We start from the raw sequence: 15,910 nt of genomic DNA on the forward strand, positions 1-15,910 counted from the left end.
CCCGGAATTCAAAGCCCTTATTCGGCAAGGCGACTCTGGACTTCTTCAATAAAATTGCGTTCCTCGGGCGAAATCGCATCTTCGTTATCGTTCTCCTTGCTTGCCGCAGCAATGCGGACCATAGCCTCGAGCACGCGGGCCTTGCACTCAGGAGGCTCGTTCTTCAGGGCGAGGATGCAAGCGTCGGTACGGTCCTTGGCATTTTGGAAGTCGGCGTAGGCTTCGTTCAGTTCGTCCCAAGAAACGTCGGGCGTCATTTCGTCGTGAATCTTGTCAAGTTCCGCGCTTTCGGCCTCGGTCGCCGAGGTCGCGCCCGGTAGGAGCTTTTCTACTTCCTTCTCATGAAAAAGGCAGGCAACCTGCCAAGCAAGAATCAAAAGAGCCATATCTGGTTTCATAGCGTACCTCGTGGTTTTCTATACAAATAATAAAAAAGTTACCAGTTACTAGTTACTTCGCCCTTCGGGCTAGTTACTAGTTTTTGACGTTACAAGAGTTTTATTCCAAAGCAACTCTAGTAACTAGCAACTTAGAACTCGGAACTCGCATCATTTTTTACTATACTTTACGCATGGCTTACGTTGCAATGGCGCGCAAGTGGCGCCCCAAATCTTTTTCCGACATGGTCGGGCAGGAGCATATTGCCAAAACGCTCCAGAATGCGATTGAAGGAGACCGTCTCCACCGCGCATTCCTCTTTACCGGCACCCGTGGTGTGGGCAAGACCACTTCCGCCCGCATCCTAGCCCGTACCCTCAACTGCAAGGGCGGCGACCCGCTGCACCCGTGCGGCGTTTGCGACAGCTGCAAGGACATTGACGGCGGAAACCCGATGGACGTTTTGGAAATCGACGCCGCCTCCAACACAGGCGTCGACAACATCCGCGACGTGCTTGAACGCGTGCAGTACCCGCCCGTGATTGGCAAGTACAAGGTGTTCATCATCGACGAAGTCCACATGCTCTCGACCGGGGCCTTCAACGCCCTCTTAAAGACGCTCGAAGAACCGCCCGAACACGTGATTTTCATTTTTGCGACGACCGAAGTAAACAAGGTTCCGCAGACCATTTTGAGCCGCGTGCAGCGCTTTGACTTCAAACGCCTCACCATGGACCAAATCCGCAGCCGTCTCCGCTTCATTTGCGAGCAAGAGGGCATCAACGCGACCGACGAAGCCCTCGACATTTTCGCCGAAAAAGCCGACGGTTCCATGCGCGACGGTCTCACCTACTTTGACCAGGCGTACGCCTTTACCGGGAGCGAAATGACCGCCGACGCCGTTCGCAGCATTTTGGGCATCCCGCCGGTAGAGCTCTTTTTCAACCTTATCAGCGCCATCGAAGGTCACGACCTCAAGGGAGTGTTCAAGATGGTGGACGACGCCTGCACCCGCGGCATCGAGTTCACTCCGTTATTGGACGGTTTCGGCAAGTTCCTCAGAAACCTGCTGTACACGCGCATCGACGCGTTTACCGCCGACGACCTCTCCATTACCGAGGAACTTTATTCAAAATTCAAGACCACCGGTCTTGGGCTCAGCAACGGCGACCTTCTCCGCATTTCCAAGATGCTCATCGACCTGCAGTCAAGCCTCCGCTACAGCACCAACCCGCGGCTCCTTGTAGAGACGACTTTCGCCCGCATGGCGTGGCTTGACCGCTTGACGGACCTTCGACGCGCGCTCGCCGCTATCAACGACCCCAAAAGCGCCTCCGACGAGGCGTTAAAAAAAAAAAGTAGCTGAAGTTTCGGCCGCCATTGACGCAGCACAGGCTCCCAAGGCAGGCGAAGCCGCAGACTCCGCCCCCGAAATCGAGTACAACGACCCGTTTGCCGGCTATTCCGGCGTCTCGGCAGGGACGTATTCCCGCTACGAACTGGCTGCGGCCTGGCCCAGTATTTGCGCGAGTTTTGCCGACGACGGCGACCTGGTGTTCTCGGCCGCCATGGCGGGGACTGTCCTCGAGACAGGCGACACCAAGGCAAACCCCTTCCCGGTAGCCCTCACCTATGTGGGAGAGTCCGAAAACAACAATTCGTGGAACTACCAGAGTCTCATGGAACACCCGGAGTACGTCACCCGGTTGCAGACCATCCTCGAGGACAAACTCCAAACAAAAATCGAGCTTTCTGTAAAAACGCGCGCCTATACCGAAGAAGAGCGCCAGATCCGCGAAACCGCCAAAATGAGCCCCTACGAGCTGGACATGCAAAAAGAGCCCGCTCTCGCCAAACTCCAAGAAATTTTCGCTGCAGAATTGGTATATTCTGTGCCGTTGAAAAAGGCCTCGGTAGCCCCCGTAGGCGAAGAAAATGAAGAAAACGACAACTAAGAGGAATCCATTATGGACATGAGTAAAATGCTGAAGGACCTTCAAAAAATGCAGAGCAAGATGATGAAGGCCCAAAACGACCTAAAAACGCAAAGTTTTGAAGCCGAAGCCGGTGGCGGCATGGTCAAAGTCGCCATGAACGGGCACGGCGTGCTCACCATGATCAAAATCAACCCCGATGTCGTGGACAAGGACGACGTGGAAGCCCTCGAAGACCTCATCATGGCGGCTTTCAACGGGGCCATCAAAAAGAAGGATGAAGCCGCCCAGTCTAGCCTGAGCGACATCACCGGCGGTATGAAAATTCCCGGCCTGATGTAGCCCCTGGCGGCTCGCCCCCCGCAAAACCGATTTTTACAAAGCCCCGCTTGTGGCGGGGTTTTCCTTTTATCCTTTTTTTTGGTATTTCTGTCCATAAAACCGCATTTTACCCCTTATTTTAGACACCATATTTTTTTACATTTGGTCGCGTCTAATTTACAGGAGAACGAATGTCAAGGCAATTCGTCATTCTTACCTTTCTCGCCATGAGTTTTGCCATCCCCTCGTGGGCAGGCAAAACATATACCCGCGACGAGGCTATTAAAACCGCCCTCGAAAATTCCTCGGACATCAAGACCGCCGAAGAGGAACTGGTTTCCGCCAATTCCCAAGTCAAGGGAGGCTACGGCCGCGCTTATCCGTCGGTGGACCTCAGTGCCACAGTCACCCGCATTTTTGGCCTCGACGACGTCAAGAACACGACCGACATCACAGACGCCGCCACATCGATGGGGGCAGAACCCTTTGACGCAGTCGTGGCTGGTCCCGCCCTGGACGGCCTCATCAACGGCATGAAGGCCCAAGGTTACCGCTGGCAGTCCAAAGTCGACCTCACCGTGACCCAGGTACTCTACGCCGCGGGCCAGGTGGGCACGGGCATCGACATTGCCAAGTCCTACAAGCGCTTGAAAGAAGTGAACCTCGACAACACCAAGGCGACCGTCCGCTACGACGTTGAAAAGGCCTTTAACGACCTGATTGTTTTGGACTCCACGGTGGCATTCACCGAGGCGAGCGTCGCCCAAGTACAAGAACACACCAACTACGCCAAGTCCGCCTACGAGAGCGGTTTGGCAGGAGAACTGGACGTAATCCGCGCCCAGCTCGCCCTCGACGAGCTCCAGTCCAAACTGGAATCCGCCAAGAAGGGTCGCGTCCTCGCGAGGAACAACCTCCTCAACACCATGGGCATGCCCTACGATTCCGAAGTCGAGTTCCAGGGCGAACTCCGCAACCCCGAAGACAACCTGCCCTACCCCGACACATCCATGGCTAGCGTCAAAAAACGCCGCAAGGAACTGTTGATGCTCGAAGAGACCGAGAACATGATGGAAAAGAAAATCGACATCTCTTCGGCAGGCTACAAACCGACCGTCGCCTTAATCGGCGGCGTTGGTTACAAGAACAACCAGAACGAATTCTACAAGTGGGACGCCCCTGATTGGGACAAGAACATCAACAAGTACATTGCCCTGAACGTCTCCATGAACCTTTTCAACGGTATGCAGACCCGCGAAAACGTGGTGCAGTCCAAGTCTGACTTGCGCAACACCCAAATCCAGAAGGAGACCGCCGAACGCGGTTTCCGCATACAGATTGAAGCCTGCGCCAACACGCTCGCCGACGCCGAGACCCAGTTGGAACTCAAAAAGCGCTCGGTGGAACTCGCCCAAAAGAATATGGAACTGACCGAGGCCGCCTACAAGGTTGGCAAGGAAACACAGCTCAACTACCTGGACGCCACCATGAGCCTGAGAAACGCCAAGCTCGACTACATGAACGCCGTTTGCAACTGGAACAACGCCTACAACGCCTTACTGCAGGCCACCGGTGAATATTAAAAAGAAGAGGAAAGAATGAACAAGACTGTCAAAACCCTCCTGACCATCGCAGCGGCATCCATGCTTTTGGTTGCCTGCAACCCGAAAGAAGAAAAGGCCCAGACAAAGGCCACGACCATCGAAGAAATCCAGAAGGAAAAAGGCAAGCCCGCCCGCGTGGTAAAGGCTACCACCGCAAAGATTACGGACTTGCGCAAGTTCAGCGGCTCCATCGAGGGCATGCAGCAGAACAAGGTCATCTGCAAGATGGGTGACCCGCTCGCCAAGATTAACGTCCAGGTCGGCTCCTCTGTAAAGAAGGACCAGGTCGTCGCCGAATACCTCTTCACAGGCGACAACACCCAGTACCAGCAAGCCCAAGAACAGGTCGCCGTATTGGAGAAGGCCACTGAGCGCATGCGTGAAGTATTCCAGAAGGGCGGCATCAGCCAACAAGACATGGACACCCAAGAAATGCAGCTGAAGGTCGCCAAGATGAACCTCGAGGCAGCCCGCCGTGCATCGCTCATCCTCGCCCCCGAAGCGGGCGTCGTCACCGAGCTCAAGTTCCAGGTCGGGCAGACTCCGGGCCCGGGCGGCGTCCTCGCCACCATCGCGAAACTCGACAAGGTCATCCTCAAGCTGAACGTCACGAGCCAGGATATCGGCTACTTCAAGAAGGGAGCCATGGCAACCGTCACCATCGCCGGGGAACAGGTCAAGGGCAAAGTCAGCCTCATCCCGCTCGCCGCCGACCCGATGACGCGTTTCTTCCCGGTCGAAGTCACGTTTGACAACAAGAAAAAGAAACTCCTGCCGGGCATGTACGTGACCGCCGAACTCGACGCCCGCGAAGTGAACGGCATCATCATTCCAACCGAAGCCATTGTCTACCGCAATGGCGTGAACGCCGTATGGACTGTCGATAACGAAGGCAAGGCCCGCCGCAAAATCGTGAAGCTCGGCGTACAGACCAAGGATGACATCCAGATTGCCGAAGGCCTGGAAGAGAACGAAATCGTCATCGTGGAAGGCCAGTCCCGCATGAACGACGGCGACAAGGTGCTGGTTGTCGAATAAGGGAGTTTTGCTGAATGATTAAGGCCAGTATCTACAAACCGATTACCATGCTCATGGTCATATTGACCGTGGTGGTTTTCGGTCTATACACCTACTCCATGATGGTGGTCGACCTGATGCCGAAATTCGACGTCCCCGTGGTCACCGCAACCATCATCTACCAGGGTGCAAACCCCGAAGAAATCGAATCCACCATCATCAAGCCCATCGAAGACCAGGTGGAACTTGTTGACGGTATCGACTACGTGCAGTCCATATGCCTCGAGAACTACGGCATTTTGGTCGCCATGTTCAACATGGGCATCAACGTGGACGTGGCGGCAAACGACGTGCGTTCCAAGATCGACCTTGCGTCGGTGAACTTCCCCGATGCCGTGCAGGCACCGATTATCGCGAAGGTGGACATCAACGGTGCGGCCATCATGTCCATCTCGTTTACCGGACCGCTCAACTCCACGGAGCTCCGCCAGAAGGTGGAAGACGACATCGAACCGCTCTTTACGGCCGTTTCCGGTGTGGCAAGCGTTGACGTTTTCGGCGGTACCACGCGCCAGATTTCCATCGAGCTCGACAAGGACAAGATGCTCGACCGCAACGTGGACATCGCGACCATCATGGGGCTGTTCGGGCAGTCGAACATCAACTACCCGGTCGGCGAAGTCATCGGCAAGCACAAGAACACCTCCGTACGTACTTCGGGCAAGTTCCAGAGCCTCGATGAAATCCGCAACATGGACATCCCGACGGCGAGGGGCGTCATCAAGCTCTCCGAAATCGCAGTCGTCAAGGACACCATCGAGACCATCACGTCGGCCTCCCGCTTTAACGGCGTGAACTCCGTTTCGCTCGATATCAAGAAGCGTTCCGACGCGAACGTGGTGAAGGTTTCCGAAGGCGTCATCAAGCGCATGAACGAAATCCAGAAGACGCTCCCCGAAGGATTCGAGCTGCACCTGGTTTACGACAAGTCCGAAGCCGTGAACGAGTCCATCCAGAACGTTATCCAGAACATCATCATCGCCATCTGCCTTACCGCGGGCCTGTTGCTCCTGTTCCTCGGCAAGTTTTCGACCATGCTTATCGCCGCCCTCACGATGCCTATTTCCGTGATTGGCGCCTTTACGCTCATGTACTTTGCAGGCTTCGGCATCAACATGATGTCCCTGATGGCTCTTTCGTCATCGGTGGGCTTGCTCGTTACGAACTCCATCGTGGTGCTTGAAAACATCAACGAAAAGCTTAAACTCGGGCTCGACCCGAAGGATGCCGCCCTCAAGGGAACCTCCGAAATCATGGTGGCCATCATGGCATCGACGCTCACCAACGTGTGCGTGTTCGTGCCTATCGCCTTCATGAAGTCCATCGCCGGCATCTTCTTCCGCACCTTCGGCCTTACCATGGTGTTCGCCACGTTCGTGTCGCTCCTCGTGACCTTCACGCTTACCCCGCTCATGGCGGCCTACCTGTTCAAGGGCGTGAAGAAGGACGAGAACGGGAACATCATCGAAGGGCACCGCTCTATCGGCGAAAAGATTTTCGGAATATTCCCGGCTTTCCTTAACGGCGTACGTTTCGTTTACCTCAAGACACTCTCGTTCTGCCTTTCCATTCCTGGCGTGATTTTCCAGGTTGCAGCACTTGTCGGCACGATCATGTTCGTCGGATTCCTCGCGAAGAATTTCCTGACCGTGGAAATCATGCCGAAGCAGGACCAGGGCATGATCAGCGTCAAGCTCGAAATGCCCGTGGGCACCAACATCGAGACGACCGACAGCGTTGCGCGAATCATCGAAAGCCGCATCAAGGGCGTGCCCGAGATTGTGCACTACAGCATGAACGTGGGCGGTTCGAACGGCTTTACCACGGTGAACCAGGCCACGATGCGCGTGAAGCTTTTGAAGGACTGGGAAGGACGTACCCGCAGTACCGACCAGATTGTCGACTCCCTGCGTCCCTACCTCGCCGACATCCCGGACGCCTACATTTCCATCAAGTCCGCATCGGCATCCGAAATGAACAACAACTCCGCCGGCGACGTGGTGCTCGAAGTGAACGGCCTGCACGCGGACTCCGTCATCAAGGCCTCGCAGCTCGTGATGGACCGCATCAAGGACGAAATCGACGGTATCGTGGACCTCAAGACGAGCTACGAAGCGGGTAAGCCCGAAATCCGCCTTGTCCCGAACCGCCAGGCACTCGCCGACTACGGCGTGACACTCCAGACGGTCGCCACGTACAACTACATCGCGGTGAGCGGCTACGAAGCAGGCCAGTACACCGAAGACGGCGAAGAATACGACGTGTACGTGCGCATGATGGAAAAAGACCGTCAGAGCCATACCGATATCGAAAACCTGCCTATTTTGACCCCGAAGGGTTACCTGAACGCAAGTGAACTGTTCTACATCGAAGACGGTGCCGGCCCGACCCGAATCGACCGCAAGCGCAAGCGCACCCGTGTCGACGTATCCATGAACTTGCTCCCCGGCCACACGACCGGTGAAGTCATGGGCAAGGTCGGAGCCCTCGCCGAAAGCATGAAGGGCGAACTCCCCGAAGGCATCTCCTTCAGTTTCGGTGCCCAAGCCGACATGCAGAACGACATGGTGGCGGAATTCAAGACGGCCATCGTCATGGCAATCCTCCTCACCTACATCCTGCTGATTGCCCTCCTCGAAAGCTTCGCACAGCCCTTCATCATCATGACGACCATCCCGATGGGCGCCATCGGCGTGCTGCTCTCGCTCGTGTTTACGGGCAAGGCGCTCTCGATGATTGCCCTCATGGCCATCGTGATGCTTATCGGTGTGGTGGTGAACAACGCCATCCTTTTGCTCGACGAAGCGAACAGACTGTTGCGTAGCGGCAGCATGGGACGCAGATCCGCCATCATGACCGCCGCCAGGACCAAGTTCCAGCCCATCGTGCTTGCAACCGTCGCTTCCGTGGTCGCCCAGCTCCCGCTGGCATTCGCACTCGGTGGTAACGTGGCCGCCATGACCCAGCCGATGGGTATCGCCTCCGTGGGCGGTCTCATCGTTTCGGCCATCCTTACGATGTACCTGGTGCCCACGTTCTTCTGGCTCCCGAACGCCATCTTCCACAAGGCAAAGAAGGGCGTGAACAAGATCAAAGCCAAGCGTGCCGCCAAGACTCTCCAGGTTTAGGTAAATTAGACATAGAGCAAAGCCCTCGACGAACTCCCGTCGAGGGCTTTTTCGTTTGCATTTTGCCACTATTGTTTGCACGTTCGCACATTGGCGTTTTGTAGCTTGCGCCTTATGCAAAAGACTGTCTACAGCAAACAGGAGCAACACGATTCCGTTTTGCGCGTCGCCATTTCGAACATTCACGACGAACTCGTCCTCGAAAAATTGCGTGTGGAATCGGGCTGCCGCGTTGAGCCCGAATACCGTCCCGAAACCGAAATAAGGCAAATAATCCGCGCTCGCTCCCTAAACGAGTCGCAGAGCCTCCTCGAGGCCCTCACCTCGCCTATTGAAAATCTTTCTACCAAAAACACCTGGGAAGCAGAACCCGTCATCAACTTGGTGGATTCCTTAATCGACACCGCCCTCGGGCAAAAGGCTACCGACATCCACTTGGAACCGAACGGACAAGAACTGCGCGTGCGCTTTCGCAAGGACGGCCTGCTCACGCACTACCGGAGCCTCCCCGCATGGCTCTCAGAGCCGGTGCTTATCCGCCTCAAGCTGCTGGCAAACGTCGACATCACCGAGCGGAGACTCCCCCACGACGGCAGCTTTTGCTTTGACGGGGCATGCGGCAAGGCGAACGTTCGCCTCAGCACCATCCCCATCCAGACGGGGGAAGAACCCGCCGAGAAATGTGTGCTACGGCTTTTGCCAGCCACCGACAACGGAGCGACACTCGCAAGCCTCGGGTTCGGCGAGCCCCTGCTCCGTGCATTGCGCCGCACCTTCGAGTCACCGCAGGGGCTCTTCCTCATCACGGGTCCCACAGGGAGCGGGAAAACGACCACGCTCTACGCGGGACTCCGCGAAATCATCGGCCGCAAAATCAACGTGACGACCATCGAGGACCCGGTGGAGTACAAGCTCGAAGGCGCAAACCAGGTGCAGGTCAACGAAAAGTGCGGTTTCACGTTCGCCGCCGCACTCCGCTCGATTTTGCGCCAGGACCCCGACGTGATTCTCGTAGGAGAAATTCGCGACACCGAGACGGCGCAAATCGCGCTCCGCGCCGCCCAAACCGGCCACCTGGTGCTAGCCACGCTACACACGAACAGCGCCAGGGCAGCCACCGCACGCCTAGCCGATTTGGGCGTGTCGCCCGCCCTTTTGCAAGACTCCCTCCTCGGTGTCGTCGCACAACGTCTGGTCCGCAAGCGCCCTCCCACGGGCAACGCGGCAAGCAGTTCGGCGGGCGACACGGCGGGCGGCCGCACAGCCATCGCCGAATTTTTGAATTCCGACGGCAGCTACGTGGACGGGAGCCTGTTGGAACAGGCAAGTCGGCTCGTGGCCGAGGGCGTCATTGAAACAGCCGAGGTCACTCGTGTCCTCGGCTGCATCAATTAAAAAATCAACGCTTGGTACTGTCGGGCGGAGCCATCAGCTGGCGCAATGAATCCACCAAGACGCTATCCTTTTTGGGGAACATGTTCTGGTAGATTACGGCTCGGCGCTTGGCCATAAACTGGCTCTCGCGCATGTTCGGGTGGTGCTTACCCGGACTCGCGAGCATAGCCGCCAAATTGATGGCCTGGTCCACGCTCAGCTTGCTGCAGCTCTTTTTGTAGTAGGTCTTGCAGGCTTCTTGGCAGCCGAAAATATCCTTGCCCCACTGCGCGTAATTGAGGTAGAGTTCCAAAATGCGGTCCTTGCCCAACTCGTGCTCCATGAGCAACGCGTACGCCAGTTCCTTGAACTTGCGTTCCCAGCTGCGCTCGCCGCTCAAAAAGAGGTTCTTCGCCAACTGCTGCGTGATAGTGGATCCGCCGAACTTAGTCTTGCCCGACATACGGTTCGCGTTCAGCGCCTCGGCAATGGCGTTCACGTCAAAACCCGGGTGGAAGTAAAAGCCAGCGTCCTCGCTCGCGATGACCGCCTTCTGCAAATACTGGCTAATGGAATCGAGCGGCACAAAGGTGTGCTTGATTTCAACATCGGGGTTGGAGTCCCTGAGCGCCTGCATGTACTTGCTCATCTCGGGTTGGTCGTTTTTAAGCACTGCCACGCTGTCGTAGAGGTCGTACACATACACAAAGCCCTTGTACAGGGCGATGGATGCCACAATGGTAAAGGCGGCAGAATAAAGAATCAATCCAAGGATCACCACCCTAAGCAAAAAATTGATGAACCTGTATATGTAGCCTAGAATCTTCACAACAATGTTGTTGCGAAAGGCCTGCCAAAAACTTTTTACTTTCTGCCAATTCATGTGTCGAATAAAATAGATAAATTTTTGCGGTTATTTTTTACCGCCAAACCATTCGTTAATGTCCTGGCCTTCCGAAATCACGCCCTTGATGTTCTCCATGCCCTCGCCCAGCACAATAGTGCGAATTCCCGCCTGGCCAAACACCGTCTGCAGGTATTCGGTTCCTCGACGTCCCGCGTCGTCCTTGTCGAGGCACAGCACCACGCTCTTGTTCTTGAACAGCGGGAGCCACTCCACCTTGAAGCTGCTCACGCCGGGGATGCCCACTGCGTTGATTTTTTGATTCAAGAAGGTGAGCGTATCGACCGCGCCCTCGCACAGGTAAACCCAGCCGACCTTCTGGTCGAGTGCCGAGAGGTTGTAGGGGTACGGGACCGAGCCCGTCAAGTTGAGTTCCTTGGGCACCACCGTCTTGTCGATGGCGCGCGCCTGAAAATAGAAGGCTCGGCGTCCCTCATCCAGGTACGGGAAAATGAGCGGGTGCTTGTAATACTTGAGGTTCCCCTTTTCGCTAAAGAGGCCAACGTGCTTGAGAATCTCTAGCGGATACGTTTCCTTGAGCCGCCGGTTCAGTTCCCCGTAGTCCACGATGGTGCGCAACAGCATCTTGTCCCACACCGGCTTATAAATGCGGCGGCGCGCAAGCCAGGCGGCGGCGGGAGTGTCGTCGACCGGCGAGAGCATCTTGAGAAAATTGAGAATGAGTTTTTTGCGGTCGTCCTCCGGGATGAGCTCCTTCTTTGGGGACGGTTCGGGAACAGCAGCGACAGAAACCTTGGCGGTCGCCATTTTCGTGACAGCTGCCTTGCCACCGCCGGGGAGCAGGAACGGGTATGTTTCCACCAGCCAGTCCAGGGCCTCGGTAAAGCTGCAGTTCTTCACAATCTGCACCAGCGAAATCACGTCGCCGCGAACGTCGTCGCAGACCCAGCAACGAAAGCTCCCGCGCTCCTCCGAAATAGAGACCGAGGGCGTGCGGTCGCCGTGCACATGCCGCTGCGGGTAAAAGCAACGGCAGCGCCCACGAACCACCTCGACTCCGAGGGCTTGCGCCACGGCGGTAATCGAGAGCGACGCCTTGAATTGTTTGAGTTCTTCGCTGGTCATAACAATTAATCCCCACTAAATATATAAACTATATTTTTGTCATGGATTTACGCGAAAACGAAATGATGAGCGCCCATACTTCCCTCAAAGTGGGAGGCCCGTCACGTTTTTTTGCAAAAGCAGAATCCACAGCTGACCTCGCCGAAGCCAGGCGCTTTGCCCAGGAGCAAAAAATCCCCTGTTTTGTCGTTGGCAAGGGGACCAATTTACTGGTCAGCGACAAGGGGTTTCGGGGGCTTATCGTCCAGCTGGGCAGGGCCTACTCTAACCTGGAGAACCTCGAGGGCGCAAAGATCCGCGTCGGGGCGGCAACGCCACTGGCACGCCTCGCCCGCGAAACCATTAACCAGGGGTTCGCCGGCATGCACAAGCTCGCGGGCATCCCCGGGAGTCTCGGCGGCGCCATCTACATGAACGCGGGCGCCTACGGGCAAGAGATTTCGCAGACCTGCATCGAGGTCGAATCGGTCGACAGCGAAGGGATCGTTCGCACAAGGGCCGTCGCCGATTGCGACTTTGGCTACCGCCATAGCATTTTCCAGGAACTCGCCGCCGCGGGCAAGGGCGAAACCATTACCGCAGCCACGTTCCAGCTAACAGAAGCCAGCACCATGGGCAAATCTAGTGCCGACCTCGAAAGCGAAATGCAGGAGTGCATGGCAAAACGCAAGGCGAGCCAGCCGCTCAACATGCCGAACGCGGGTTCCACCTTCAAACGCCTTTCTGCAGGTGCCACCGAAACACCCACGCAAGTCGCACCCGGCTACTACATCGAGCAGGCGGGTTTAAAAGGTTACCGCATCGGAGGTGCCGAGGTCAGCACGCTGCATGCGAACTTCATTGTGAACGCAAGCGGCGCCACGGCAAAAGACATCAAGGAACTAAGCGAATTCGTTCAGGCAAAAGTCGCCGAAAAATTCGGCATCGAATTAAAACGCGAAATAATTCTGCTAGGCGAATTTTAAAACGAATGTGGGATGAGCTATCTCATTTGTCATTTTTTCCCGGTACCGGATCGTAGCGGTTCAGAATCCGCGTAATCATGGCATATACAACGCCGCCCATAAGTCCACCCGTCAAGTCGGCAACCAAGTCCAACACACTGCTGTCGCGGGTCTCCACAAAACTCTGGTGGAACTCATCGGTGCACCCGTAAGCGAGGGCGAGCCCCCCTACAATCAACACACGCAGCCACTGCCGCTTGGACCATTCGTTACGGGTCCAAATCATGGCGTAGCATCCGGCAAGCGTCGCGTATTCGCAAAAGTGCGCCAGCTTGTCCCAAACGTGAGGGAGGTCCTCCAGCTGTTCCACGGTCAGCGAGGAAATCTTGAAGATAATCGCCATGCAAAGAATGCAGGGCACGGCGCGGAAGAACGGATACTTTTGAAAAAGCGATTCAAACATCTTGGATGCAAATGTAGAAAATCGCGCCTCCTTTTTCTACATTTTACGCTATGAAAGCGATTACCCTGAAGGCCGGACGCGAGAAGTCCGCATTGCGTTACCATCCATGGATCTTTAGCGGCGCCGTCGACGAAGTTGTCGGCGACCCGGAACTTGGCGACACCGTCGAGGTGTACAGTTACCACAGCGACTTTTTGGGCCTTGCCGCCTACTCGCCCAAGTCCCAGATACGCGGGCGTTTTTGGACGTTCGGCGAGAAGGCAAATATTGACCGAGAATTCTTCAGCAATATTTTGGACCGCGCCATCGCAGCACGCAAGAGCCGCGGCTTCGACATCGCCGACAAGGAATCCGCCTTCCGCCTGATTAACGCCGAGAACGACGGCATCCCGGGCTGCATCATCGACAAGTACGGCGAAATCTACTCCGTCGAAATCCTTGCCGCGGGCGCCGAACTCCACCGCAAGGACATCTACGAATTGCTAGCCGAAAAGACCGGCTGCCGCGGCATCTACGAGCGCTGCGATTCCGACGTGCGCAAAAAGGAAGGGCTTCCGCTCCGCACGGGGACGGTCTTTGGCGAAGTGAGCGACGAGCCCGTGATTATCAACGAGAACGGCATCCTCTTCCCCATCGACGTGAAGAACGGCCACAAGACCGGCTACTACCTGGACCAGCGCGACGCCCGACGCCGCGTAGGAGAGCTCGCCAAGGGCAAAAAAGTTTTGAACTGCTTCTGCTACACGGGCGGCTTCGGCCTTTACGCCCTCCGCGGAGGCTGCGACCACGTTTACCAGGTGGACGTTTCCAAGGACGCGTTGAAGCTGGCGAAAGACGGCATCATGCGGAACAAACTCGCCACCGCAAAGGCGACCCACGTGGAAGCCGACGTGTTCCAGTACCTGCGCAAGTGCCGCGACAAGGCGGAAACATTCGACTTCATCGTGCTGGACCCGCCCAAGTTCGTCGAGAGCAAGGACAACCTGCAAAAGGGCGCCCGCGGCTACAAGGACATTAATTTACTTGCAATGAAACTCCTCGCCGAAGGCGGCATGCTCGCCACCTTCAGCTGCTCGGGCCTCATGGAAATGGATTTGTTCCAAAAGATTATCGCCGATGCCGCCGCCGATGCGCACCGCCATATGCAGATTATCGAACGCTTCGGACAGCCCGCCGACCACCCCGTGAATACAGCCTTCCCCGAAGGCCAGTACCTCAAGGGACTCTTGGTGCAAGTCTTTTAATTACCGCCCGCGGCCCTTGAGGTCGAACCGGCGCACTCCCGCGAACTCGTTGCCGAATTCCACAGTCCACTTGCCGTTTTTCATATAAACTCGTGAACTGTACGGAGCGACCGTCGCATTCAAGTGCGGCACAAAAATCGCCGTCGTCGACGAATCCTTCACAGTCGTGTCTTTCGCGGTCGTGTCCTTCGTCGGGACTTCATCGCCGAGCGAAAGCAAGCGCCACATCTGATTCCATTCCCAATCGTCGGCCCAGCTCTGCACCACGCGTTCGCCGTCTGTTGTCGAACGCAGGTACATGTTGCTGTGCTGCATCTTCATGCGCACTACGGAACCCTCGTACCCGGACTGTTTTTCCATCACCACCTTCTGGTGGGCGCCTCCATTCCAATTATAAAGTCCCATGGTCACGCCGGCGTCCGTCTTCTCGTTCGGGACTTCCACCACCACGTCGCCGAAGTTGATGCGGTAGGTGCTCGAAGAAATCGGAGTGATGGTTGCGACCGCGTTGTCGCCTGCACAGTCGCCCAGCGCAAGTGCGCCTTCATTATTTACCATGCAGGTGCCGAAGTTCATGTTCAAGATGCGCACCGTGTCGGGCTTTGCGGGCTTCGCCTGCCACACACGCACCCAGTCCGCCTCGAAATACGCCGGCTTGTCCGCGGTGATATCAATGTCGTCGCCCGCCCAGCCGCCAATGGCGAGGTTCACGATAATGTACTGCGCCGCGAGCTGCTTGATTTCGGTCGGGCGGCTGTAGCTTGCAAACTTCTTGTCGTCAAAATAGAAGCTGAGCGTCGTCTCGTCCCACTCCACACCGTAGTTGTGAAAGCCCGCCGAGCGGTCCACGTCATCGTCCTTATGCCCGCCGAAGGACGCCTCGTGGTCCCACGCCGAGCCGTGACTGCTGTACCAGCTCGGGTCCGTGTAGTGCAGGTAGTAATGGTGCTGCTTTCGGCTCGCGGGAATCTCGAGGATGTCGATTTCCGGAGGCCACCCGTCCTGGAGAGTCCAGAACGCGGGCCACGTACCCTTCTGTGACGGAGCCTTGAAGCGCCCTTCGATGTAGCCGTACTTCACCTCGAAATGGCCCTTGGTGTCAATCGCCCCAGAAGTGTAATCTACGGGAATTTCCTTGCCGTTGAACTTCGCCGTCCGCCCGCTCGCGTCGGGGTGCGTCTTCTTTTCGCCCTTGAGCTTGAGCGTACCGTCGGAGACAATCACATTCTCTTCGGCGCAGTAGGCACGGTGGTTGTGCGTGGGACCCCAGTTATACGTGGAGTTCCATTTTTTCTTGTCAAGGCTGGTGCCGTCGAAATTATCTTCGAACACCTTGTCCCAGCCGCTGAAATTCGCCGGAGGGTCCGCAAAGGCAAGCGATACCGCAGCCACTCCCGCAAGAACCAAGATTTTTCTTTTCATATCCTAATCCAACCTCATCCAAACAAGGAAT

14 protein-coding genes are annotated in these 15,910 nt (G+C 56.4%); 9 read left to right on the top strand and 5 right to left on the bottom strand.

Annotated features, from left to right (window positions below):
- Positions 1-17: 17 nt before the first annotated feature.
- On the bottom strand, positions 18-398 hold the full coding sequence (locus BUB55_RS00375; protein WP_073187201.1) for a hypothetical protein: 381 nt from the start codon (positions 396-398) through the stop codon (positions 18-20).
- A 173-nt stretch (positions 399-571) separates the two neighbouring features.
- Between BUB55_RS00375 and dnaX the strand changes: the two genes are divergently transcribed.
- From dnaX to BUB55_RS00405, 7 genes are all read left to right on the top strand, one after another.
- Positions 572-1,744: a DNA polymerase III subunit gamma/tau gene (gene dnaX / locus BUB55_RS00380; RefSeq protein WP_234971735.1), complete on the top strand. Its 1,173-nt coding sequence runs from the start codon at positions 572-574 to the stop codon at positions 1,742-1,744.
- Between the two features lie 187 nt (positions 1,745-1,931).
- Positions 1,932-2,333, top strand: a complete 402-nt coding sequence (locus BUB55_RS14520) for a hypothetical protein (protein WP_234971736.1) — start codon at positions 1,932-1,934, stop codon at positions 2,331-2,333.
- Positions 2,334-2,345: 12 nt separating this feature from the next.
- Complete coding sequence (locus tag BUB55_RS00385; RefSeq protein WP_073187203.1) at positions 2,346-2,654, top strand: YbaB/EbfC family nucleoid-associated protein; 309 nt, start codon at positions 2,346-2,348, stop codon at positions 2,652-2,654.
- Between the two features lie 206 nt (positions 2,655-2,860).
- Positions 2,861-4,216: a TolC family protein gene (locus BUB55_RS00390; RefSeq protein ID WP_234971737.1), complete on the top strand. Its 1,356-nt coding sequence runs from the start codon at positions 2,861-2,863 to the stop codon at positions 4,214-4,216.
- Positions 4,217-4,231: 15 nt separating this feature from the next.
- Positions 4,232-5,275, top strand: a complete 1,044-nt coding sequence (locus BUB55_RS00395; protein ID WP_073187206.1) for an efflux RND transporter periplasmic adaptor subunit — start codon at positions 4,232-4,234, stop codon at positions 5,273-5,275.
- A gap of 14 nt (positions 5,276-5,289) precedes the next feature.
- Positions 5,290-8,442, top strand: coding sequence for an efflux RND transporter permease subunit (locus BUB55_RS00400; protein ID WP_073187208.1), 3,153 nt, complete (start codon positions 5,290-5,292; stop codon positions 8,440-8,442).
- Positions 8,443-8,556: 114 nt separating this feature from the next.
- Positions 8,557-9,837, top strand: coding sequence for a GspE/PulE family protein (locus BUB55_RS00405; RefSeq protein ID WP_083596797.1), 1,281 nt, complete (start codon positions 8,557-8,559; stop codon positions 9,835-9,837).
- A gap of 4 nt (positions 9,838-9,841) precedes the next feature.
- Here BUB55_RS00405 and mtgA read toward each other — a convergent pair whose 3' ends face one another.
- Positions 9,842-10,699, bottom strand: a complete 858-nt coding sequence (mtgA, locus tag BUB55_RS00410) for a monofunctional biosynthetic peptidoglycan transglycosylase (protein WP_073187211.1) — start codon at positions 10,697-10,699, stop codon at positions 9,842-9,844.
- A 30-nt stretch (positions 10,700-10,729) separates the two neighbouring features.
- Positions 10,730-11,806, bottom strand: a complete 1,077-nt coding sequence (locus tag BUB55_RS00415) for a toprim domain-containing protein (RefSeq protein WP_073187213.1) — start codon at positions 11,804-11,806, stop codon at positions 10,730-10,732.
- A gap of 41 nt (positions 11,807-11,847) precedes the next feature.
- Here BUB55_RS00415 and murB point away from each other — a divergent pair, with 41 nt between their 5' ends.
- Positions 11,848-12,771, top strand: a complete 924-nt coding sequence (gene murB, locus BUB55_RS00420) for a UDP-N-acetylmuramate dehydrogenase (RefSeq protein WP_073187215.1) — start codon at positions 11,848-11,850, stop codon at positions 12,769-12,771.
- 22 nt (positions 12,772-12,793) lie between these two features.
- Here the strand turns inward: murB and BUB55_RS00425 are convergent, their stop codons facing one another.
- The gene (locus BUB55_RS00425) at positions 12,794-13,213 is read right to left on the bottom strand and encodes a VanZ family protein (protein WP_073187216.1); all 420 of its coding nucleotides are present in this window, start codon (positions 13,211-13,213) and stop codon (positions 12,794-12,796) included.
- Positions 13,214-13,263: 50 nt separating this feature from the next.
- On the opposite strand from BUB55_RS00425, the gene BUB55_RS00430 reads away from it, so the two are divergent.
- A complete protein-coding gene (locus tag BUB55_RS00430) occupies positions 13,264-14,457 on the top strand; it encodes a class I SAM-dependent rRNA methyltransferase (protein WP_073187218.1) in 1,194 nt (397 codons plus the stop codon).
- On the opposite strand, the gene BUB55_RS00435 is transcribed toward BUB55_RS00430, so the two are convergent.
- A complete protein-coding gene (locus tag BUB55_RS00435) occupies positions 14,458-15,879 on the bottom strand; it encodes a family 16 glycosylhydrolase (protein ID WP_073187219.1) in 1,422 nt (473 codons plus the stop codon).
- Positions 15,880-15,910 lie beyond the last annotated feature (31 nt).

The sequence above is a fragment of the Fibrobacter sp. UWP2 genome (genome assembly GCF_900141705.1).
Classification (GTDB): Bacteria; Fibrobacterota; Fibrobacteria; order Fibrobacterales; family Fibrobacteraceae; genus Fibrobacter.